This is a genomic window from Tomitella fengzijianii (genome assembly GCF_007559025.1).
GTDB lineage: Bacteria > Actinomycetota > Actinomycetes > Mycobacteriales > Mycobacteriaceae > Tomitella > Tomitella fengzijianii.
Genome location: NZ_CP041765.1, coordinates 3,882,367 through 3,903,942 on the forward strand (window position 1 = coordinate 3,882,367; position 21,576 = coordinate 3,903,942).

The following is a 21,576-nucleotide window of genomic DNA, read 5'->3' on the forward strand; positions in this document are numbered from 1 at the left end:
TGGCCTCCATGCGCCTGCCCGCCCGGACGACCGCCGTCGTCGTCCTCGCATCCCTGGTGACTCTGGTTCTGGGGTACGTCAACAAGGCGCGATGCGCCGGGCCGCCGTTCTCGGACCTGGGCCGGAGCCTGAAGTTCGAGTCGCTCAAGAACGTCGACGTGTGCTACTCGGACATCCAGTACCTGTGGATCGGCCGCGACATCGACAACCACGTCTTCCCGTTCCTCCACGGCGGCATCACGCCGTCGGGCAGCCTGTTCGGCGGCACCGTCGAGTACCCGGTGCTCAGCGGGTTGCTGATGTGGCTCGGCGGGATCGGCTCGCACACCGACGCCGCGTTCCTGCTCCACAGCGCCATCATCCTGGCCCCGTTCGGGCTGCTCACCGCGTGGCTGCTCGGCCGGATCTCGGGGTGGCGGGCGCTGTGGTGGTCCCTGAGCCCCGCACTGGTCCTGTTCGCCTTCCACAACTGGGACCTGCCCGCGGTGGCCACCACCGTCGCCGCCGCCTACGTGATGATGAAGGGCCCCGGCAGCCTGCGGACCCGCGGGATGATCGCCGCCGCGCTGCTCGCCGTGGGCGCCTGCCTCAAGCTCTATCCGGGGCTGTTCGTGCTCCCCGTCGCATTGGCCGTCCTGTGGGGCCCCGTCGCACAGCGCGCCGGGCGCACGCCGGACGACGACGGGGGGGCGACGGTCCGACGGTCCGGGCCGCTCGATGTGCGCGGCGCGCTGTCCACCGTCGGCGTCGCCGTCGGGACCGCGGCCGCCATCAACCTGCCGTTCGCCGTCCTCGGGCTGGACGGCTGGCTGGCCTCGTTCGCCTTCCAGGGCAATCGCACCGCGGACATCACCACCAACTCCATCTGGTACTGGGGCCTGCGCCCGCTGATCGGCGACGACGACGCCTACAACTCCGTCGTGTCGATCGCCTCCCCGGTGCTGGTGGTGGCGTCGTTCGTCCTGGCGCTGTGGATCGGCGTCCGGATAGCCCGTCGGACGGGCACGTACCCCTGGTTGCAGGTCTCGGCGGCGATGCTGTGCGGGTTCCTTCTCCTGCACAAGGTCCACTCGCCGCAGTACGTCCTGTGGATACTTCCGTTCTTCGTGCTGCTGCGCGTGCGCTGGCAGGTCGTCATCGGATACCTCGCCGCCAACACGGCCCTCGGAATCGGCCTTTTCCGCTACTACGACGCGCTGGGCACCGATCCGGACGTGGCACGCCGGTGGGAGTACCTCGTGTGGTTCGGCGTATGGGGGCAGGCCGTTCTTCTCGCCGTCCTCTTCGTCGTCTTCCTCCGGACCGCGCCGTCCGGTGGCGACGCTCCCGGGCAGCGGCCGCTCCGCCCTCCGCAATGCGCGGCATCCCCGGCCCCGACGGCCAGCGATAGAACAACAGTTTTATAGAACAACAGTTCCCGTATTCGGTCTATCCCGCCGCACCCGGACCCGGCATTCCGCCATTCACTCTTCCGCACACCCGTGCGAAGCGAAACGAAAACGGCCCAGTGATCGATCACACCGTCAGTGACCGGCTTTGGTGACCCGGGTCGAGATCCGGGCACCGCGTGGCGCGGCACGCATGCACGCCCGCGAAAGCATCTGGGGAGGATCTTGTGCGCACAACGGAAGGCAGCCGTCCTGGCGGGGACCCGTCGCGCGGATGCGCCGAGCTCGACGCGGCACCTGCACGGGGCGGCGGAACCACCGCATCCGGCCGGCCGGCGGCCACCGTCATCCGGACCGGCACGACGGTTCGATCACGCGACTACCAGCGGCCCACGCTGTCGCACCGCGAGATCGAGGTCCTGCGCTGCTGGCTGCTGTCGGACTCCAAGACCGAGGTCAGCGGCAAACTGCACGTGGCGCCGGGCACCATCAAGTCCCACCTCCATCGCATCCGCGGCAAGTACGAGGCCGTCGGCCGCAATGCGGGCACCAAGGCCTCTTTGGTGGCGCGCGCACTCCAGGACGGGATCCTCAGTCTCGAAGAACTGTGACCGCATCGTGACATTTTCCGGGGTCGCAGCGGCACCGCCATTGGTGAATTGCATTGATGGCATTCACAAAGACGCTGGCCGCGGAAGGTTCCTCGCACGCTCCGGCATCACATTCCCCATTGTTCCGCCACGGCGACCGAACAACGTTTTGATTGCGACAGGACAATCCCGGCGGCAACGCGCGAAAGTTGTCGGAGTCCATCACTAGCCTCATCCATGAGAGCAATTGTTCAGTACACAATCGCTGCCGCCGCCGACCCGGCCGGCGGACCCGGTGGTCCATGGACGTGCGGGACCGCAAGACGACTACCCGCGAGGTCCTGAGTCCCTGCGATCGGATCGGATCGGATCGGACGGCTCCGATCGGATCACCCGATGGCGCATCCGCAGACGACGGTCGCGATGCCGGACGGTCACGCCGCGGGGGACCGGCCACGAGGCTGACGTGATCGCGGCGCGACCGACGGGACCCGACAGTCCCGTGCAGAAGGGAGTTGAGGAGCGTTGGCACGCAACACGCCCTCAGACGATGAGCGGGCGGGCGATGAGTCCGTCTCCGGTTCCGGAAGCACCGCCGGGTCGCGTCGTCGAGTACCCCCTACGCGATCCGACCCGACGGGGCGGCCCGACCTGCCCAGCGGTGCTCGGCGGCCCCGCCCGCAGAGCAGCGGCGGCATACGGCGCCCCACCGGGCCTCGCGGGCCCGAAGGCGTCCGCCCGCCCGCACCGCGCAGGCAGCCTGAACAGGAGCCTCGCACCCAAGGGCCGGAAGGACGCCGCGCCGCATCATCCGGCCCGGCGCAACGCGAGAACACGGACAGCCCCGCCGCGCGCCGCATGCCGGCATCGGCGACCACCGGGAACGCGCTGCCCAAGCCCAGTCTTTCGGCGCGCGAGGTGGAGGTGCTGCTGTCCTGGTTCCATTCGGAATCCAAGGCGACGGTATCGGAGAAGCTCGGCCTGGCACCCGGCACCGTCTCGACGTATCTGTCCCGCATCCGGGTCAAATACGAACTGGTGGGGCGCACGGCCAACTCCAAGGCGGCGCTGGTGGCGCGAGCCGTTCAGGACGGGCTGATCACGCTCGACGAGCTCTGACGCCCGGGCCGCAGGCGCGCCCCGGGCGTCAGCCGCCCATGCCGTTGCCGGTACCGACCGTCAAGCGGTTCCCATCTCGGCCAGCAGCGGATCCGCCAGGTCCGTCGTCGCGCCCAGGATCCCCTCGACCTTCGCGATGTTGCCGTCGTTGATCAACGCGAGCAGTGAGTCGATGCCGTTGACCGCGATCAACTGCTCGAACAGGTCCATCACGTCATCGACGCGGTCCAGGACGCCGTCGACCATGCCACCGCCCTCACCCATGGCCCCGCCGCCGTCTCCGCCGACATTCCCGCCGCCGTCACCGCCCTCCGGTTCCGGCGCCGACTCCACCGCGTCCTCCGCGGCCTGGCCCGCGGCACCGCCGCCGGCCAGGTACGTCGCGATGCCCACGGCGATGGCCTTCGCATGCTTCGCCTGCCCGTCGGCGCTCTCGAGGACCTTCGCGTCACCGGGATTCGAACCGTTGCCCATCTCCACGAACACCATCGGCACCTCGGTCAGCGCCGGGCCGGCGACGTCGCCGCGCTCGTCCAGGCCGTCCTGCCCCAAGTAGTTCGACGGCGTGAACCCGCTGTCCTTGTACACGTCGCGCATGATCTTCGACGCGTCGCGACCGCCACCGGCCTGCGCCTCCTCCGCCTTCGCGTCGGTGATCCCCTCGAGCTGCGGGATGATCATGTGGAAGCCGTGGTTCGAGGAGTCCGTTCCCGCCGAGGTGGAGTCGGCGTGGATGCTCACCGCCACGTCCGCGCCGGAGCTGTTGGCCTTGTCCGCCCGGTCGGTGATGCAGCCGCCCCAGCCGGTGGCGCCGCGGCTCATGACCACGTCCGCCCCCAGCTGCTGCAGGGCGCCCTTGACGATCTCCGCCACGTTGTAAGTGATCGCGTACTCGGGAGTGCCGCCCAGCGCGGTCATGCCGGAGGTCTGGCAGTTCTTGGTGCCGCCGTACCCGTCGTCGACCTGCTTGGACATGTCGTGGCCGGCAGCCGACTCCTGGTGGCCGGGGTCGAGGAAGACGGTCTTGCCGGCCAACGCGTCGTCGGAGACGTCGTCGGCGGCCGCGCTCGTGGCCGGCACCACGAATGCCGCCGCGGTGACGCCCGCCAGCAGCAGCGATGCGAATGCGGAACGTTTCATCGTCGGTTGACGCGCGCGGGGCGACGCGTCGTCCTCCTCCCTCATGGGAATCCAGGCCGGCCGCGCGGTGCGCGCCTACCGCGCGGACTGCGAGGCCGATCGAATCTCTCGGCGAACACTGGCATCAGCTATCCCGGAAGCCACAGGGGTGTCACTAACCTCAGTGGCTTCAGTAGTCACATCAACCTCAACTTGCACAAGTGAACCAGATGCGGCGTGTCAATGCGAGGGGCTGGGCGGAATCGGTGATAAAGAAGCCCGCTGCGGCCGTCCCGATCCGCCTCGGGGATCGGAACGGCCGCAGCGGGCGCGAGGACGGCGAGACCCTGCCGACGGCATCGGCGGGGACGGTGCGCGGCGGCGCGGCGCGAATCGCTCAGCCGACGACGGCGTCGACGATCTGGACCTGCATGTTCGGCGCCGTCATGCCCCCCGGCCCCGGCTTGGTCCCGGCCGCTGCCACCTCGTCCAGCACCGCGAGCCCGGCCTCGTCGATGGTGCCGAACACCGTGTACTCGGGCGGCAGCGGCGAGTCCTTGTACACCAGGAAGAACTGGCTGCCGCCGGAGTGCGCACGGCCGGTGTTCGCCATGGCGACGGTGCCGCGCGGGTAGACGTCCGTTCCCGACCCCATTCCCTCGGCCGGCGCGAGGTCCTGCGGGAACTCGTCGGGGACGGTGTAGCCGGGCCCGCCGCTGCCGGTGCCGGTGGGATCACCGCACTGCAACACGTAGATCCCCTGGGTGGTCAGCCGGTGGCACGGGGTGTCGTCGAAGTAGTTCTGCTGGGCCAGCGACACCATGCTCTCGACGGTGCACGGCGCCTGCGCGCGGTCGAGGGTGAGCCCGATGGCGCCCACCGACGTGTCCAGCGTCAACGGCACCGTGCCGGTGCTGGGCGGATTCGGATTCTCCGGCGGGTGCACGTTGCGCGCGGCCGCCTGCGGCGACGCGGTGAAGTCGCACATGCCCGACGCAGCGGTGGTGGGCGACGCGCCGGTGGTGGCCGTCGCCCCGGCGGCGCCGGTGGCGGACGTGGCGGCGGCCGCGTCGGATGAACCGTCGCTGCTGCCGCAGCCGGCCAGCACCAGGCCGGCGGCGGAGACGGCGACGGCGATGCGGGAGATCGATGTCCATCGTCCTGAAGTCACCAGCGCAGGATATGCCACCGCACCGGCGTCGTCACCGTCGCGCGAGCACCGCCCGCACCCCGCCCGGTCTCCGGCGCGGTCGCCGCGTCCCGCCCGGCCGGGAGACGGCATTCCGGCCGAGGACCCTTCCCGGCACGTCCGGCGCCCCGTCGAGCACGCCGCCCGCCGGGTCGTCCACGGCCTGACCATCGCCCGGCGGCGGCTCCGTCCGCACCAGGTCCTCGCCCGGCCGGTAGATCTGCCTGATCACCAGCGCGCACAGCGCCACGACGGCGATGTCACGCACCAGGACGGTGGCCGTGAACCACTGTTCCGGCAGGCCCATGTTCGATACGCCCAGGTAGAACATCATCCGCGGCACCCACACCAGGGCGTCGACGGTCATCCAGGCCAGCAGGATCCGGCGGTGCGGCAGGGCCAGCACCGCGAGCGGAACCAGCCACAACGAGTATTGCGGACTCCACACCTTGTTGGTCAGCAGGAACGCGGCCACCACGAGGAAGCACAGCTGCGCGACGCGCGGGCGGCGGCGCGCGGTGAGGCCGATCGCCAGGATCCCCACGCAGGCGGCGGCGAACAGCGCCATCGTCACCAGATTGAGGGTCGACGGCGATTCGCCCTGCGCGAGCGGACCGTCGAACCCCGTCCACCCGGTGAACGACGCGATGACGTTGTAGATCGAATCCGGATCCATGGGTCGCGACCGGTTGAGCCGGAAGAACTCCGACCAGCCGTCGGGGTAGAGCACGGCGATCGGCAGGTTGACGGCCGCCCACGCGGCGACGGCCCCGGCGGTCGCCTTCCACCACGCGCGCATCCGCCCGGACCGGATGCACAGCACCAGCAGAGGCCCCAGCAGCAGCGCCGGATACAGCTTGGCCGCCGCCCCGAGGCCCAGCAGCACGCCGGCGAGCACCGGTCTGCGACGCGCCCACGCCAGCAACCCGCCCATTGCGAACGCGGTGGCGAGCGCGTCGAAGTTGGTGAAGGCGTGCACCAGAACCAGCGGGCTCACGGCGATCAGCACCGCGTCCCACGGTCGCCGGCGGCCCGACAGCGAAGAACTGGCCCACACGGTGATCAGCCAGGCCAGGGCCAGCCCCGCCGCCACCACGTTGAAGTAGATGACCACCTCGAGCGCGCCCGGCAGCACACCGGCGTCGGCGCCCGCATGCCAGACCTTCGCGATACGCATCGCCGCGTACTGGTAGAGCCCGGAGAGCACCGGGTACTCCATGTGCCGGATCACCGGCTGCCCGTCGGGGCCCACGGAGCCGTCGGTCCACGACGACTTGTAGGGGAACTCGCCCTGCGCGAGCTTCTCGATGCCGTACAGCGGAATCGTGTCGGAGTAGCACATGGCCACGTACTGGCGGCTGCCCCGCCAATCGAGGGTCTGGGCACCGTCGGGGCCGCCCGGGTACTGCTGGATGCACGGGGCTTTTCCCAGCCACGACAGCGCCAGTACCGCCAAAGACAGCGCCAGGAGCACGCGGAGCGGCGTGAAGAACCGCTGCCGCCCGATATCCGCGTGCAGGCCCACCGGCCCGCCGATCAGCGTGGACGCCCCGGCCGCCAGCGTGTCCGTGCGCGAGGGCAGGTCACGGTCCTGCACACCCGCAGGCGGAGGCCCGGGCGATGCGACGTCCCCCGGCGGAAAATCGGCGTCCCCCGGCGGAAACGCAGTATCCCCCGGGGGATCATGCGGGCCGGTGACGCTCACGCACCACCGACGCCCGCAGGCAGCGCTCCGTAATCGGTGTCAGCGTCGGCACCGCCGCCTTCACCGCCAGGGCCGCCGGCGTTTCCGCCTGTGCCGCCGTCGCCGGTCGGGCCGGAATCGCCCCCGCCGCTCGGCTGCCCTCCATCGCCGTTGCCGTTTCCGTTGCCATCGCCGCCTCCGCCGCCGGCGGGCGGCGATTGACCCGCTCCGCCTCCGGCACCGCCGCCCGGCCCCTGCTCGTTGCCGCCCCTGTTCGGCGGGACGATCACCGGAACCGGCACGCCCATGATCTCCGTCTGCGTGATCTGCGGGAGCTGCAACTGCGGCTGCCGATCGTCACCGGGCGCCGTCGTCGGCGCCGGGCCGGTCGTCGTCGGCGCCGCGCCTGTCGTCGCGGTGGGCGACTCCCGCGTCCACTGCGGCACGCCCGCCACGCCGCCGATGGCGGGGGGATCGGGGAAGCTCTCGTAGTCGGTGCCCTTGAGCGCGCCGTCCATCGCCGACTTCCAGATGTCCGAGGGCAGCCCCGAACCGTAGATCGTGTTGCCCGCATAGTTGGTCAACGGCTTGCCGCTCGTGATGTCGCCGACCCACACCGCGGTGCTCAGCGACGGCGTGAAGCCGATCATCCAGGCGTCCTTGTTGGCGCCGGAATCGCCCAACTGGGTGGTGCCCGTCTTGGCGGCCGAGTCGCGCCCGCCGGCGAGGCTGTGCCCCCGCGAGTACGCGGCGATGGGCTCCATCGCGGCGGTCACGTTGTCCGCGACGGCCTCGGACATGGCGCGTTCTCCGTCACCCGGTTCGTGGTCCAGCAGCACGTTCCCGTCGGAGGTGACGACCTTGGAGACGAAGAACGGATCGTGGTGGACGCCGGACGCCGCGAACGTGCCGAACGCCGAGGCCATGTCGAGCGGCCGCGACAGGTACTCGCCCAGGATGATGCCGTTCGACACATTGCCGTCGTCATTCTGCAGGCTCGTGCCCTCCACGCCCGGGATCTGCTTGGGGATGCCGGCCTTGTGGGCCATGTCCGCCACCGACTTCGAGCCGTGGTCCAGCGACAGCTCCATCCGGTAGAAGCTCGTGTTCAGCGACATCTTGAGCGCCTGCGCGATGGTGCACGACCCGCAGGATTCGCCGCCGACGTTGCCGATATCGATGCCGTTCACGGTCAGCGGGGAGCTGTCGAACGTGGTCGCCAGCGAACGCCCCTCGTCCAGTAGAGCGGCCAGGCCGAACACCTTGAACGTCGAGCCCGTCTGCAACGGCGCGTTCGCGAAGTCGTAGCCGGTGCCGCTGGGCCCGCCGTAGTAGCCGCGTACCGCGCCCGTGCGCGGATCCACCGAGACCGCCGCCGTCCGCAGGGTGTCCGGCTCGCCCTCCAGCTTGCTCTTGGCGGCGTCGACGACGGAGTTCTGCACCTTGGGGTCGATCGTCGTGGTGATCTTGAGGCCGCCGGTGTTGATCTCCTGCTCGCTGATCCCGGCGTTCTTGAGCTCCTGGATCACCTGCGTCTTGATCAGGCCGTTGGGGCCGGCGAGCCGGTCCTCCTGGCCTTGGCTCTCGCCTGGTTCCAGCACCGTGGGGAACGTCATGGACGCACGCTTGGCGGGGTCGAGCGCGCCGGTCTCCACCATGCCGTCGAGCACGTAGTTCCAGCGCCCCTCCGCCATGTCCGGGTTGACCGACGGATCCAGCACGGAGGGACTGCGGATGACCTCGGCCAGCACCGCGCCCTGCGCGACGTCGAGCTGCTCCACCGGCACCCCGAAGTACGCCTCCGAGGCCGCCTCGACGCCGTACGCGCCGCGACCGAAGTAGATCGTGTTCAGGTAGGCCTCGAGAATCTGGTCCTTGGACCAGTTGCGGGTCATCTTGGCGGAGACGACCAGCTCCTTCATCTTGCGCCACAGCGAGCGGTCGGATCCCACCAGCGCGTTCTTGACGTACTGCTGGGTGATGGTGGAACCGCCGCCCGCGTTGTCCCGACCCAGCACGTTGTCGCGTGCGGCGCGCAGGTATCCGGACACGGAGAACCCGGGGTTGGAGTAGAAGTTGCGGTCCTCCGCGGCGATCACCGCGTTGCGCACGTGCGGGGGGATCTGGTCGAGGTCGACGTCCTTGCGGTTGGCGCCCATCTCCGCCAGCACGGTGGTCCCGTCGTTGGCGACGATGGTGGCCGTCTGCGGGGCGCTGATCGAACCCGGCTGCGGGATGTCCGCCTGCCAGTAGTAGACCCCGCCCGCGGCGGCGCCGCCCACGATGAGCACCAGCAGGACGATGAGCCCGTACTTGACCGTCTTGCCGAAGATGCGCAATGCCTTGCGGCCGCCGGTGGGACCGGCACCGTGCGGATCGCCGCCATCGGGCTCGTCGTCGTGGGGCTCGGATGACCCCGGTGGCATGTAGACCAATGCGTCTCCAGATCGTTGCGGGCCCGCGGCGGGAGCTCGGCTGGGTTGTCACTTGCGGCCGCGGGTTGTTGGCCGGCGCACGCGTACTCCCGGGCGGCGGCGGTCTTCGCGCCGCAGGCATGCGGCAACCGCTATCCGGGACGTCGCGGCGGCGTGCGGTGCTGTTACGACTCCGCCGCGTTACGGCACCGTCGCACGCCGATACGCGGGGTCCGCGCGCACGATAGTACGGCTCACGAACCCGCGCTGCGCCGCCGCCGTGTGCCGCGAGGTTCCGGCACGCGGCCCAATACGTAGGACCGCACCAGGTGATTCCATCTGCAGGTTCGGCACACCTCGACCTCGTGCACAGTGAACTCCTCGTGCTTCGAGGCCAGCCGCTCCAGCTCTTCGATTGTACGGGCGGATCCGGACACCTGGCCCAGCCGCTCGCCGAAGACCCAGGATACGAGCGCCAGGGGCTCCTTGCGGCAGATGGGGCAGATCACGTCGCCGGACCGGCCGTGGAACTGCGCGGCCCTCAGCAGGTACGGATCCGCGTCGCAGACCTCGTCCAGCCCGGTACGGCCGCCGGACACCGCTGCGAGTACGGATCTTCTCCGCAGCGCGTAGTCCACGACCTGCCGTTGCGTGTGCACCCGTTCAGGGTACGTGCACGCCCGTGCGCGCGAGAGGTGGCGAGTATCACATCGTGTCCACATGTCGACCGAGTGTGAATGTCGTCTATAGTTTCTACATATATCGGCGCGATACAAACAACGCACCGACCGATCCGGCACATCGAGTGCGGCCTGATCGGAACCGACTCGCCCGAAAGGCGGTGAAGCGTGCTCGAGCTGGCGATCCTCGGCCTCCTGCACGAATCACCCATGCACGGCTACGAGCTGCGCAAGCGACTGACCGGCCTGCTCGGCCCCTTCCGGGCGTTCTCATACGGCTCGCTGTATCCCACCCTCAAGCGCATGCAGGCCCACGGCCTGATCGCCGAGGAGGACGGAGCGGACGGCATGGTGCGGCGGCGGGCACGCAAGGTCTACCGTCTGACCCCCGCCGGCAAGGAACGCTTCGGGGAGCTGGTCGCGGACACCGGCCCGCAGAACTACACCGACGACGGCTTCGGAGTGCACCTCGCCTTCTTCAGCCGCACGCCCGCCGAGGCCCGCATGCGCATCCTCGAGGGCCGGCGCCGGCAGGTGGAGGAACGCCGCGAGGGCCTGCGCGACGCGGTGGGACGCGCCTCCGGCCACATCAACCGCTACACCCGTCAACTCCACGAACTGAGCCTCGAGTCCAGCGAACGCGAGGTCCGCTGGCTCAACGAGGTCATCGCCGCCGAGTCCGGAGCGAGCCGGACCGACCCAATCGAACCGCCGACGATCAACGCGGCGGCCGCAAAGAAAGAAGGAGAACCCGACCATGGGTGAGAACAGCACCGCAGTGCGCGTAGCCATCGTGGGGGTGGGCAACTGTGCGTCATCCCTGGTCCAGGGCGTGCACTACTACAAGGACACACCCGCCGATTCGACCGTGCCCGGCCTGATGCACGTCCGGTTCGGCCGCTACCACGTGCGCGACGTCCAGTTCGCCGCAGCTTTCGACGTGGACGCCAAGAAGGTCGGCTTCGACCTCTCCGAGGCGATCAACAACTCGGAGAACTGCACCATCAAGATCGCCGACGTGCCCCCCACCGACGTGATCGTGCAGCGCGGCCCCACGCTCGACGGCCTCGGCAAGTACTACAAGGAGACCGTCGAGGAGGCCGACGCCAAGCCCGTCGACGTCGTCCAGGCGCTCAAGGACGCGCAGGTGGACGTCCTCGTCTCCTACCTCCCCGTGGGATCCGAAGAGGCCGACAAGTTCTACGCCCAGTGCGCCATCGACGCCGGCGTGGCGTTCGTCAACGCGCTGCCCGTCTTCATCGCCTCGGACCCGGTGTGGGCCCAGAAGTTCATCGACGCCGGCGTTCCGATCGTCGGCGACGACATCAAGAGCCAGGTGGGCGCCACCATCACCCACCGCGTGATGGCCCGCCTGTTCGAGGACCGCGGCGTGGCGCTCGACCGCACCATGCAGCTCAACGTCGGCGGCAACATGGACTTCAAGAACATGCTCGAGCGCGAGCGCCTCGAGTCCAAGAAGGTCTCCAAGACCCAGGCCGTCACCAGCAACCTCAGCGGGTCCCTGGCCGGCAAGATCGACGACGAGAACGTCCACATCGGCCCGTCCGACTACGTCGGCTGGCTCAACGACCGCAAGTGGGCCTACGTGCGCCTCGAGGGCCGCGCCTTCGGCGATGTGCCCCTGAACCTCGAGTACAAGCTCGAGGTGTGGGACTCCCCGAACTCCGCCGGCATCATCATCGACGCCGTGCGCGCCGCGAAGATCGCCAAGGACCGCGGCCTCGCGGGCCCGATCCTCCCGGCCTCCGCGTACCTGATGAAGTCCCCGCCGGTCCAGATGGAGGACACCCACGCCCGCGAGGAGCTGGAAGCGTTCATCATCGGGGCGGAGGGCTGACGCCCAAAGCATCTATCGGGGCGGAGGGCTGACGCCCAAAGCATCCATCGGGGCGGAGGGCTGACCCCGCCCCCGCACGCCACGACGGCCGCGCGTTCCACACCGGAACGCGCGGCCGTCGGTGTTCTCCGCGCTCTCCGCACGATCCGTTTCCTCGGCTTTCCCGTGACACGGAATTCGACGTGGTCCCACCCGCACCTGAGGGTGTGTGCTGCCTCACAGCGCTACACGGACCCAGCGCCACGTCACACTCCGCAGTCAAGTCCCGGCGCACGGGGCGGGAAGGAAGCCATGACCCCGACCACCCCGGTCGACACACCCGGCACAGCGGAGGAGAGCGGCTGGTCGCCCCGGCTCGCATTCTCGTTGTTCTCGATCGTGCTCGTCCTCGAGCTGCTCAGCGTCAGCTACATGATGATCGCGATGGCGCTGCCCGACATCGCCATGCACTATCAGACCACCCAGGCCGCCTGGCTCATCACGGCGTTCCTGCTGCTCGGCGCGGTCGCAGCACCGCTGGTGGGCAAGCTCGCCGACATCTACGGCAAACGCAAGCTGCTCATCGTCTGTCTGATCATCTCGGCGCTCGGATCGCTGATGTCCGCGCTGGCGGGCAGTTACGCGCTGATGATCGCCGGGCGCGCACTCGCCGGCATGCTCGTTCCTTGCCTGTTTCTGAGCTACTCGCTGATCCGTGACGTCTTCCCCTCGAAGACCGTTCCGCTCGCGGTGAGCATCGCGACCGCCGGCATGGGCCTGATCACCATCGCCGCGCCGTTCCTCACCGGTTGGCTGATCGACGACTTCGGCTGGCGCAGCATCTTCTGGTTCTTCACCGGCACGCTCGTGGTGCTCGGCGTCCTCGTCCTCGCGAGCACCCCCGAGTCCGCCGTGCGGCTGCGCTCGCGGGTCGACTTCGTCGGCGCGATCCTGCTGGGCGCCGGCATCGCCGGTGTGCTCGTCGCCGTCAGCTTCGGGCCCACCTGGGGCTGGGGCGCGGGCTCGACACTGCTGTACCTGTTCGGCGGCGTGGTGCTGCTCGGCGCCTGGCTGGCCTCGTCGCGGATCATCAGCGAGCCGCTGATGCGCCTCGACATCCTGCGGCTGCGCCCGGTGCTGTTCACCGTGGCCGCCGCCGGCGCCGTCTACGGTGCCACCAGCGTCTACGCCACGATCCTGCCGAGCATGGCGATGACGCCGTCGTCGCTGGGCCTGGGGTACGGCTTCGGCGTGGACGCCGAGGGCTTCGCGATCTTCCAGGTGCCGATCGGCGCGCTGACGATGGTCGGCGGCATCATCGTCGGCCTGCTGTGCGCCCGCGGCATCGCCGCCCGCACGCTGCTGATCAACGGCTCCGCCCTCCTCATCCTCGGCGGCGTGCTCACCGCGCTGGAGAACGACAGCAAGGGCCTGCTGCTGCTGTGGGGCGCCGTCTTCGGCCTCGGCACGGGCCTCGGCTACGCCGCCATCCCCAACCTGGTGATCAAGGCCGCTCCGCCCGAGCTGCAGGCCTCCACGGCGAGCATGACCGGCGTGTCGCAGAGCCTCGTCGCCTCGATCACCCCGGTGATCGCCTACGCCGTCATGAACAACTCGTTCATGGCCCCGATCGACCCGCAGCTGACTGGCGGGGCGGTGATGTACACGGAAGGCGGATTCGTCGCCGCGTTCCTCGTGGCCGCCGGCGCCGGCCTCGTCGCGCTGATCATGGCGCTCGGCATCCCGCGCGTGTTCACCCGGTTCGCCGCCTACACCGGCCCGTCCGCCACGGAGGCCGAGCCGGTCGCCGTCGCGGCGGCGGGCTGACCGCCGCCGCACCGACTGCCGTTCGACGGCCGCGTGCTGCGCTACCGCAGCACGCGGCCGTCGAGCGTCGTCCCGCCATCGCTAGAGTGGGCGCTCGTGAAGAACCCCAAGGCGTTCGTCCTCGTCCCCGCCGCCGCGTGCGCGCTGATCCTCGCCGGATGCTCCTCGTCCGGTGACACCGCCGCCGACGCGACGGCCACGGCCGCCGCACCGACGGCGCCGCAGGAGTCGGCCGCACCGACCTGCCCGTCTGAACCCGCCCCGGCGGACGCCCCCGTCCAGTGGCAGCTCGACGGCGTCACCGGCTCGGTCTCGGTGACGGGCCAGACCGACACCACCGCACCCGCCATCACCGTCGATGCGCCGTTCTCGGTGGACCGGACGCAGGTCGAGACTCTCGAGCCGGGTGACGGGCCCAAGGTGACCGGCCAGTCCACCGTGCTGGTCTGCTACGTCGGCGTCGACGGGCGCGACGGGTCCGTGTTCGACAGCGCCTACCAGCGCGGCCGGCCGGAGGCGTTCCCCGCCTCCGGCGTGGTGCCCGGATTCCAGCAGGCGCTGGTGGGCCAGACCGTCGGCTCGTCGGTGGCCGTGGTGATCCCGCCCGCCGACGGCTACCCGCAGGGCACGCCCGACGGCGCCATCAAGGCCGGCGACTCGATCGTCTTCGCGCTGAAGATCGTCGCCGCGCGGTAACCCGCGGACGGCCACCGGCGCAGACGCGTTCCGGCGGCCGGGAGCCGCGGTGCCCGCTGCGTCCCGTCCGGCGTTAGCGTGCGGATCATGCGCTATTCCGTCATGGCACCCACCGAAACCGGCCGCGCCGCAGACCCCGAATGGATCGCCGCCTTCGCCCGACACGCCGAGACCTGCGGATTCGAGTCGATCGTGGCGGTCGAGCACGCAGTCGTGATGTCGCAGTACTCCAGCGAGTACCCCTACGACAGCTCCGGCCGGATGGAGCTGGCCGACGACTGCCCCATACCGGATCCCCTCAACCTGCTGGCCTACCTGGCCGGATGCACCGAGACCCTCGGGCTCGCCACCGGGGTCCTGATCCTGCCGAACCACCACCCGGTCCCGCTTGCCAAGCGGCTCGCCACCCTCGACCGGCTCTCCGGCGGCCGCCTGCGCGTGTGCGCGGGCGTCGGCTGGATGCGCGAGGAGATCGAGGCCTGCGGCACCGACTTCGCCACCCGGGGCCGCCGCACCGACGAGGCCATCGACGTGCTGCGGGCGCTGTGGGCCGAGTCAGGCCCGGAGGGCGCCACGCACGACGGCGAGTTCTTCGGGTTCAGCGGCGCGATGTCGTACCCCAAGCCGGTCCGGCCGAGCGGAGTGCCGATCCACATCGGCGGCCACTCCAAGGCCGCGGCCCGCCGTGCGGGGCGGCGCGGCGACGGATTCCAGCCGCTCGGCCTCCACGGCGACGCGCTGCAGGCGCTCGTGACGGAGATGCGCCGGGCCGCCGAGGACGCCGGCCGCGACCCGCACGCCATCGAGCTCACCCTCGGCCACGCCGTGATGAAGATCGACCCGGCCCGGGCGGCGAAGCTGGAGTCCGCGGGGGCATCGCGGATCGTCCTCGCAGGCAGCGGCGCCACCGCGTTGCAGCAGCAGTGCGACGAGCTGTCGGCCTGCGCGGAGCGGCTGGGACTCACCGGCCCCCGGCCCGGTCCGGCCGCGTCCGGCGCCGCAACGGCAGGGGACGCGCGATGACCGCGTTGTCCGTCGCCGACCGCCTCGACCTGGCCGACCTCGTCGACCGGTACGCCGCGCTGGTCGACGACCGCGACCACGACGCGCTCGGAGCCCTGTTCACCCCCGACGCGGTCCTACGGCAGCCCCGGCCGCCGAAGCAGATGGACCCGGTCGACGAGGTGGTGGGGCGCGCGGCCATCGCCGGCAACTTCGCCCGCCTCGACGGCCTGCGCGCGACGCAGCACGCGGTGGTCGGCAAGGTGTTCACAGCCGGCTCCGACGGTGCCGCGTCGGGCCGCATCGCCTGCATCGCCCACCATGTCTCGGTGTCCGATGACCGGTCGGTGGATCACGCCTGGCACCTCACCTATGAGGACGTGTACCGGAGGACCGACGGGGTGTGGCAGATCGCCGCGCGGACGCTGCGGCTCGGGTGGATCGAGAAGCGGACGGTGGGCGCGGTTCGCGCACCGTGACGGTGACCGATCACGATTCCGACCGAAACGCCCACGGTGCACGCAACTCTGGACTACTGTCCATGTTTCCAGGACCGCCCCCGACGACAGTCCGCATGGGACGGTAGCGCGCAGACCAGGGGATCAATATGGGCGCCCACCAGCCATCGACTTCCCACCCACGCCGCATCGGCGCGGCACGAGTGCGGTGCGCGCTGCGCCGGGCGGCCGCGGTGACCTGCGCCGTCACGCTCGGACTGGGCACGGCGCTCGCCACCACTGCTCCGGCGGCTCCGGGAGCACCTTCGGTGGGCTCGCGCACCGGACCTCTGCACACCGACGGCGACCGCATCGTCGACGAGTACGGGCGCACCGTCGTCGTGCACGGGGTGAACAACGTCGACAAAGGCGAGGAGCCGCTGGGAGCCCGCGAGCTCGTGGTGTCCGGCGACGGGTTCACGATCACGCCCCGCGATGCCGAACTCCTCGCGGACCACGGCTTCAACGCCGTGCGGCTGGGCGTCTCCTTCGCCGGGCTCATGCCGGAGCGCGGCCGCATCGACCACGCGTACATCGACCGCGTCGTCGGCATGGTCGATATGCTCGCCGCGCACGGCATCCGCACGCTGCTGGACAACCACCAGGACGGCCTGTCCGCGGTGTGGGGCGGCAACGGGTTTCCCGCGTGGTCCATCGCATCGCGCCCGCTGCCCGGCGAACCGAATCCCGGATTCCCCCTGTACTACTTGATGCCCAGCATGAACCTCGGCTGGGACGAGGTGTGGAGCGACGACCACGGCGTGCTCGACCTGCTCGGCGACGCGTTGGGCGCGCTCGCCGGCGCAGTCCGTGGGCACGCCGGGGTGATGGGCGTCGAGCTCCTCAACGAACCGTGGCCGGGCACCAGCGCCCTGACCTGCTTCCCGCTGGGCTGCCCCGGCTTCGACGACCGGTATCAGGCCGCGCTCGAGTCGTTGACGGCCGCGGTCCGCGCGCAGAACCCCGGCATCCCCGTGTACTGGGAGCCCAATGTCACCTGGAACCAGCTGATGCCGTCCTACCTCGGCGCACAGCGGCCGATCACCGACCGGAACGTCGTTTTCGCTCCCCACGATTACTGCATCCCCAGCCAAACCTCCATCTACCTGGGGCAGTCCGCACAGCTGTCGAGTCTGTGCCCTGCGCAGCAGGGCCACACGTGGTCGAACGTCGACGCGGTCACCGAACGCACCGGGCTGCCCACCGTGGTGACGGAGTTCGGCGACGGCGACCCGTCGGTGCTCACGACCACGCTGCGGAACGCCGACGAACGCTTCGCCGGGTGGCTTTACTGGCACTACACCTCCACGCGGGGCCCCGGCTACACACTGCCCGACCCGTTCGCCGCCACCGGAGACGACGGCGGGGGCTCTGTGGGCGCCGCCCTGGTGCGCACCTATCCGCAGGCCACGTCCGGAATCCCGATGTCGATGGACTTCGACATCGACGACGGCCGGTTCAGCTACACCTACGAGCCCGGTGCACGCTCGCAGGAGCAGGGGCCGGCCGGCGAGACGCTGATCTACGTCGCCGCCACGCACTATCCGGACGGGTACGTCGCCGAGGCGGACGGCGGCGTCATCACCTCCGCGCCCCAAGCGCGCTACCTGACCGTCCGCGCCGACGGGTCCGGACCGGTGACGGTGCGCGTGCACGGCCGGTGAGGGGCGGAGAGGCGACTCACCGGCCGCCCCGCGCGCCCACTCCCGCGACACGCCGGGGCGACACGCGCGCGGGGCGCAGGTGCGCGCGTAGCGATCGATGCCACGCCGCCGGGGGACTGGGACTACTCAGCAGCGCAGGCGCTCGCGGATCGCCCACCCCATCAGCGCCAGCAGCACGAACAGGATCAGCGATGCCAGCATGCTCGGCTCGCCGACGACGATGGCACGCACCGCCGCGGCGGCCGTGACGACGAGGAAGAAGCCCAGGAAGCCCAGCACGGCCTCGAGCCGCTGGCCGCGCCGACGACGCGCCCGCTCCACCTCCGTCGGCCGGCGGCCTGCGGTCACGACTTCACCCCGCCGGCGGTGAGCCCGGAGACGATCCGCCGCTGGAAGATCAGCACCATGATCACCAGCGGGATCGTGACCAGGGTGCCGGCCGCCATGATCGCCGCGTACGGGATGGTGAACGAGTTGGGACCGTGGAACAGGGCGATCGCCACCGTCACCGGCCGCGTGGACTCGTTCGAGAGCTGGCTGGCCAGCATGTACTCGTTCCAGGTGAAGATGAACGCCAGGATCGCAGTCGTGAAAAGCGCCGGCGCGGCCAGCGGCAGCAGCACCATGCGGAACGCCTGCAGCCGGGTCGCCCCGTCCACGCGCGCCGCCTCCTCGAGCTCCCACGGCAGGTCCGACAGGAACGAGGTGAGCGTGTAGATCGTCAGCGGCAGCACGAACGAGATGTTCGGGATGATCAGCGCCTGGTACTGGCCGATCCAGCCGATGTCGCCGAACAGCTGGAACAGCGGCGTCACCAGCGCCACCGGCGGGAACATCGCGGCACCCAGGATCACGCCGGTGAGAAGGAACTTTCCCCGGAACTCCATGCGCGCCAGCGCGTAGGCGGTGAAGATTCCGATGAGCAGCGCGATGACGGTGGTCACGCCGCCGATGATGAGGCTGTTGACGATCGCGCTCAGGAAGTTGTTGCCGCTGGAGGTGTCGAGCGCATCGGAGAAGTTCTGCAGCGTCAGGTTGGTGGGCCACGGCGTGGTGTCGTAGGTGTGCGAGCGTTCACGGAAGGCGACGATCACCATCCAGTAGAACGGCGCGAGCCCCCACACCAGGATCACCGCCACGCCCAGGTAGGTGCGCACGGCCGGCCACCAGGGGCGGCGGTGCGTCGCCGGGACGGGGGAGGGCTCCTGCGGGCGTTCTGCGACGCGCACCCCGCCGCCGGACGCGCCGCCGGGTCCCTGCGATTCCGCGTCCATACCGGCGTCCTCGTCGGGCGCGCGGTGCCGTCCCGCCATCACAGTGCGCCTCCCTTGCGTTGCTCGTCCTGGGTTCTGACGGCGTTGGCCCCCAAGAACTTCACCAGGATGAATGCGACTATGAAGATGATGATGAACACCAACGTCGATAGTGCCGACGCGCTGTTGAAGTTGCCCTGGCGCATGTCGGCGGTGACGAGGATCGACATCGTGGTGGTGGGCGAGGCGCCCGAGTCGCCGGTGAGGATCGCCGGCAGGTCGTACATGCGCAGCGCATCCATGGTGCGGAAGAGCACGGCCACCATCAGGGCCGGCTTGACCAGGGGCAGCGTGATCCGCGTGAACCGCTGCCACGCCGTGGCGCCGTCCACGCGCGCGGCCTCGTAGAGCTCGTTCGGGATCATCTGCAGGCCTGCCAGGATGAGCAGCGCCATGAACGGCGTCGTCTTCCACACGTCGGCGATGATCACCGCGAACCGCGAGGCCCACGGGTCCGTGGTCCACGCGATGGGCTGGCCGATGATCTTGTTGGCGATGCCGTCGGGCGCGAAGATGAACGCCCACAGCTTGGCGGTGACCGCGGTGGGGATGGCCCACGGGATGAGCACCGCCGCACGCAGCAAAGATCTGCCCAGGAACGAGCGGCCCATGACCGTCGCCATCCAGATGCCCAGCACCGTCTCCACCGAGACGGTGATGACGGCGAAGAAGAAGGTGATCCCGACGGCCGGCCAGAAGTCGTGCCCCAGTGTGCCGGGGACGCACGACCACGCCCCGCCGCCGCAGTCGCCCAGCAGCCACGTCTTGTAGTTCGACAGCCCGGCGAAGCCGCCCTGCACGAACATCCCGGTATCGGGGTCGAGGCCCTTGTCCTGCTGGAACGACATGTAGGCGGCCCGCACCACCGGGTATCCGATGACCGCCGCCAGGACCACGACAGTGGGGCCGACGAACCAGATCAGGCGCTTGTCGAAACCCGCGACCCGCGACCGCAGCCGATCGAACACGCCCCCGCCGGGGCCGCCCTGGCCGCCGCCGTCGCTCTTACGGTCCGCGCCGCCGCCCCGGTGGGCGTGCTCGACGTCCGCACGGGCGCCGCGGCCGGAGTCGATGACTCCGGCCGCGGCCCGGGCGTCGTCTGCCTCGGCAGATCCAGCCATCTTCTTCGTCGTCCCCGTTCTCGCCGATCACCCCGCGCGGGGTGATCCGGCCTGGTTACTGACCGGCGTTCTTGATCACCGTCGAAATGTCGGTGACCGCCTGATCGATCGACTTGCCCGCGGTGAGCGACGCGTAGACGTTGTCGCGGATGCCCTTGCTGACCTCGGAGTAGAACGGGGTCACGGGGCGCGGCTTCGCCGTCTCGAGCGCCTGCTTCAGCACCGGCATGTACGGGTACTGCTCCGCCAGCGCCGGGTCGTCGTAGATCGAGGCGAGCACCGGCGGGAACGCGTTCTCGGCGAACGACATCTGGCTCTCCGGGCTCTCGATGAAGCGGATGAAGTCCAGCGCCGTGCTCTTGGCCTTGGAGTTCGCGTTGATCGCCAGGTTGTATCCGCCCAGCGTGGACGCGCCCGGGCCGTTCTCGCCGACGATCGGCGCCACGGCGAACTTGCCCTGCACCGCCGACTTCGGCTTGTCGCCGGTGCCGTCCGAGGCTGCGTTGTCGTACATGTACGGCCAGTTGGTGGCGTACATCGCCTCGCCGTTGACGAAGGCGTTGTTGGTGGCTTCCTCGTCGAAGCCGTTGGAGCGCTTCGCGATGACGCCGTTCTTGTAGCCGTCGACGAGCGCCGTCAGGCCCGCCTTGGCCTCCGGGGAGTCGACGGTGGGCGTCTTGCCGTCCGGTCCCACGACGGAGCCGCCCCAGGAGTTGATGAACTGGGTGGCGTTGACCGTCAGGCCCTCGTAGTTCTTCAGCTGGGTGACCATGCAGTCCACGCCGGCCGCCTTGGCCTTGTCGCAGCTTGCGGTGAGGTCGTCCCACGTGGCCGGGGCCTGCTCGACGAGGTCGGTGCGATAGTAGAGCAGCTGCGCGTTGGTGTTCTGCGGGCCCGCGTAGAGCTTGCCGTTGTAGGTGGCGCTCTCCACGGTGGCCGGCAGGAGCTTGGAGGTGTCCAGCGCCAGGTCGCCCTCCAGCGGCGCGATCCACCCGTTGGCGGCGAACTCCGCGGTCCACGTGACATCCACGGCCATGACGTCGTAGTCGTCGTTGCCCGCCTGGAGCGACTGGACGAGCTTGTCGTGCTGGCCGTCGGCGTCGGCAGGCAGCTCCTTGAACTCCACCTGCTGGTCCGGGTGCGACTGGTTCCACTTCTCGATCAGCGGCTTGACCTTGCCGGCGTCGTTGGAGCCCATCGCGAAGGTGATGCTGCCGCTGCCGCCGTCGGATCCCTCGCCGGTCGCGGACGAACTGCCCCCGTCGTCGCCGCTCGAGCAGCCGGCGAGTGCGATCGTGGCCGCAGCCGTCACCGCCACGACCGCCCGTGGAATGTAAGAACGCATGGTTCGCCTTTCCCCTTACCGAATTCCGTCGGCGCTAGCATGTCACGTCTGCGCGCGCCTGTCGCCGATTACTGTGACATGACTTACCGGC

The 21,576-nt window shown here is 70.0% G+C and carries 19 protein-coding genes; 10 read left to right on the forward strand and 9 right to left on the reverse strand.

Annotation, left to right across the window (positions count from 1 at the left end; all coding sequences use genetic code 11):
- The first annotated feature begins 8 nt into the window (after window positions 1-8).
- The 3 genes from FO059_RS17650 (at window position 9) to FO059_RS17660 (ending at window position 3,097) form a co-directional block, all read left to right on the forward strand.
- A complete protein-coding gene (locus tag FO059_RS17650) occupies window positions 9-1,406 on the forward strand; it encodes a glycosyltransferase family 87 protein (RefSeq protein WP_143910238.1) in 1,398 nt (465 codons plus the stop codon).
- Between the two features lie 209 nt (window positions 1,407-1,615).
- Window positions 1,616-1,999, forward strand: coding sequence for a response regulator transcription factor (locus FO059_RS17655; RefSeq protein ID WP_233266974.1), 384 nt, complete (start codon window positions 1,616-1,618; stop codon window positions 1,997-1,999).
- Window positions 2,000-2,836: 837 nt separating this feature from the next.
- The gene (locus tag FO059_RS17660; protein WP_143910239.1) at window positions 2,837-3,097 is read left to right on the forward strand and encodes a helix-turn-helix transcriptional regulator; all 261 of its coding nucleotides are present in this window, start codon (window positions 2,837-2,839) and stop codon (window positions 3,095-3,097) included.
- 60 nt (window positions 3,098-3,157) lie between these two features.
- Here the strand turns inward: FO059_RS17660 and FO059_RS17665 are convergent, their stop codons facing one another.
- The 5 genes from FO059_RS17665 to FO059_RS17685 form a co-directional block, all read right to left on the reverse strand.
- Window positions 3,158-4,237 carry an N-acetylmuramoyl-L-alanine amidase family protein gene (locus FO059_RS17665; RefSeq protein WP_143910878.1) on the reverse strand — a complete coding sequence of 360 codons (1,080 nt, stop codon included), beginning with the start codon at window positions 4,235-4,237 and terminating at the stop codon, window positions 3,158-3,160.
- 376 nt (window positions 4,238-4,613) lie between these two features.
- On the reverse strand, window positions 4,614-5,363 hold the full coding sequence (locus FO059_RS17670) for a peptidylprolyl isomerase (protein WP_372497907.1): 750 nt from the start codon (window positions 5,361-5,363) through the stop codon (window positions 4,614-4,616).
- 55 nt (window positions 5,364-5,418) lie between these two features.
- Window positions 5,419-7,002: a glycosyltransferase family 87 protein gene (locus FO059_RS17675; protein ID WP_143910241.1), complete on the reverse strand. Its 1,584-nt coding sequence runs from the start codon at window positions 7,000-7,002 to the stop codon at window positions 5,419-5,421.
- 104 nt (window positions 7,003-7,106) lie between these two features.
- Window positions 7,107-9,515 (reverse strand): transglycosylase domain-containing protein, encoded by a 2,409-nt coding sequence (locus FO059_RS17680; RefSeq protein WP_143910242.1) that lies wholly within the window; start codon window positions 9,513-9,515, stop codon window positions 7,107-7,109.
- Between the two features lie 242 nt (window positions 9,516-9,757).
- The gene (locus FO059_RS17685; protein WP_143910243.1) at window positions 9,758-10,162 is read right to left on the reverse strand and encodes a DUF5318 family protein; all 405 of its coding nucleotides are present in this window, start codon (window positions 10,160-10,162) and stop codon (window positions 9,758-9,760) included.
- Window positions 10,163-10,351: 189 nt separating this feature from the next.
- Here FO059_RS17685 and FO059_RS17690 point away from each other — a divergent pair, with 189 nt between their 5' ends.
- The 7 genes from FO059_RS17690 (at window position 10,352) to FO059_RS17720 (ending at window position 17,706) form a co-directional block, all read left to right on the forward strand.
- The gene (locus FO059_RS17690) at window positions 10,352-10,948 is read left to right on the forward strand and encodes a PadR family transcriptional regulator (RefSeq protein WP_143910244.1); all 597 of its coding nucleotides are present in this window, start codon (window positions 10,352-10,354) and stop codon (window positions 10,946-10,948) included.
- Window positions 10,941-12,041 carry an inositol-3-phosphate synthase gene (locus FO059_RS17695; RefSeq protein WP_143910245.1) on the forward strand — a complete coding sequence of 367 codons (1,101 nt, stop codon included), beginning with the start codon at window positions 10,941-10,943 and terminating at the stop codon, window positions 12,039-12,041. The genes FO059_RS17690 and FO059_RS17695 overlap by 8 nt, the downstream gene beginning before the upstream one ends.
- A 291-nt stretch (window positions 12,042-12,332) precedes the next feature.
- Complete coding sequence (locus FO059_RS17700; RefSeq protein ID WP_143910246.1) at window positions 12,333-13,847, forward strand: MFS transporter; 1,515 nt, start codon at window positions 12,333-12,335, stop codon at window positions 13,845-13,847.
- 96 nt (window positions 13,848-13,943) lie between these two features.
- Window positions 13,944-14,543, forward strand: coding sequence for an FKBP-type peptidyl-prolyl cis-trans isomerase (locus FO059_RS17705; protein ID WP_143910247.1), 600 nt, complete (start codon window positions 13,944-13,946; stop codon window positions 14,541-14,543).
- An 87-nt stretch (window positions 14,544-14,630) separates the two neighbouring features.
- On the forward strand, window positions 14,631-15,566 hold the full coding sequence (locus tag FO059_RS17710; RefSeq protein ID WP_143910248.1) for an LLM class F420-dependent oxidoreductase: 936 nt from the start codon (window positions 14,631-14,633) through the stop codon (window positions 15,564-15,566).
- Complete coding sequence (locus FO059_RS17715; protein ID WP_143910249.1) at window positions 15,563-16,024, forward strand: nuclear transport factor 2 family protein; 462 nt, start codon at window positions 15,563-15,565, stop codon at window positions 16,022-16,024. The genes FO059_RS17710 and FO059_RS17715 overlap by 4 nt, the downstream gene beginning before the upstream one ends.
- A gap of 128 nt (window positions 16,025-16,152) precedes the next feature.
- Window positions 16,153-17,706, forward strand: a complete 1,554-nt coding sequence (locus FO059_RS17720) for an endoglycoceramidase I (RefSeq protein ID WP_143910250.1) — start codon at window positions 16,153-16,155, stop codon at window positions 17,704-17,706.
- Window positions 17,707-17,832: 126 nt separating this feature from the next.
- On the opposite strand, the gene FO059_RS17725 is transcribed toward FO059_RS17720, so the two are convergent.
- Genes FO059_RS17725 through FO059_RS17740 form a run of 4 tightly spaced genes read right to left on the reverse strand, consistent with a single transcriptional unit; the run spans window position 17,833 to window position 21,485 of the window.
- Complete coding sequence (locus tag FO059_RS17725; RefSeq protein WP_233266977.1) at window positions 17,833-18,054, reverse strand: hypothetical protein; 222 nt, start codon at window positions 18,052-18,054, stop codon at window positions 17,833-17,835.
- Window positions 18,051-19,019: a carbohydrate ABC transporter permease gene (locus FO059_RS17730; protein ID WP_372497906.1), complete on the reverse strand. Its 969-nt coding sequence runs from the start codon at window positions 19,017-19,019 to the stop codon at window positions 18,051-18,053. The genes FO059_RS17725 and FO059_RS17730 overlap by 4 nt, the downstream gene beginning before the upstream one ends.
- Complete coding sequence (locus tag FO059_RS17735; RefSeq protein WP_143910251.1) at window positions 19,019-20,140, reverse strand: carbohydrate ABC transporter permease; 1,122 nt, start codon at window positions 20,138-20,140, stop codon at window positions 19,019-19,021. The genes FO059_RS17730 and FO059_RS17735 overlap by 1 nt, the downstream gene beginning before the upstream one ends.
- Before the next feature lie 55 nt (window positions 20,141-20,195).
- Window positions 20,196-21,485: an ABC transporter substrate-binding protein gene (locus tag FO059_RS17740; RefSeq protein ID WP_143910252.1), complete on the reverse strand. Its 1,290-nt coding sequence runs from the start codon at window positions 21,483-21,485 to the stop codon at window positions 20,196-20,198.
- Between the last annotated feature and the right edge of the window lie 91 nt (window positions 21,486-21,576).

Bases quoted from the DNA above. Each gene is read 5' to 3' on its own strand.
- FO059_RS17720 (WP_143910250.1), top strand. From the start codon at position 16,153: ATGGGCGCCCACCAGCCATCGACTTCCCACCCACGCCGCATCGGCGCG.
- FO059_RS17735 (WP_143910251.1), bottom strand. From the start codon at position 20,140: ATGGCTGGATCTGCCGAGGCAGACGACGCCCGGGCCGCGGCCGGAGTC.
- FO059_RS17700 (WP_143910246.1), top strand. From the start codon at position 12,333: ATGACCCCGACCACCCCGGTCGACACACCCGGCACAGCGGAGGAGAGC.
- FO059_RS17740 (WP_143910252.1), bottom strand. From the start codon at position 21,485: ATGCGTTCTTACATTCCACGGGCGGTCGTGGCGGTGACGGCTGCGGCC.
- FO059_RS17710 (WP_143910248.1), top strand. From the start codon at position 14,631: ATGCGCTATTCCGTCATGGCACCCACCGAAACCGGCCGCGCCGCAGAC.
- FO059_RS17730 (WP_372497906.1), bottom strand. From the start codon at position 19,019: ATGGCGGGACGGCACCGCGCGCCCGACGAGGACGCCGGTATGGACGCG.
- FO059_RS17680 (WP_143910242.1), bottom strand. From the start codon at position 9,515: ATGCCACCGGGGTCATCCGAGCCCCACGACGACGAGCCCGATGGCGGC.
- FO059_RS17660 (WP_143910239.1), top strand. From the start codon at position 2,837: ATGCCGGCATCGGCGACCACCGGGAACGCGCTGCCCAAGCCCAGTCTT.
- FO059_RS17715 (WP_143910249.1), top strand. From the start codon at position 15,563: ATGACCGCGTTGTCCGTCGCCGACCGCCTCGACCTGGCCGACCTCGTC.
- FO059_RS17665 (WP_143910878.1), bottom strand. From the start codon at position 4,237: ATGAAACGTTCCGCATTCGCATCGCTGCTGCTGGCGGGCGTCACCGCG.
- FO059_RS17695 (WP_143910245.1), top strand. From the start codon at position 10,941: ATGGGTGAGAACAGCACCGCAGTGCGCGTAGCCATCGTGGGGGTGGGC.
- FO059_RS17650 (WP_143910238.1), top strand. From the start codon at position 9: ATGCGCCTGCCCGCCCGGACGACCGCCGTCGTCGTCCTCGCATCCCTG.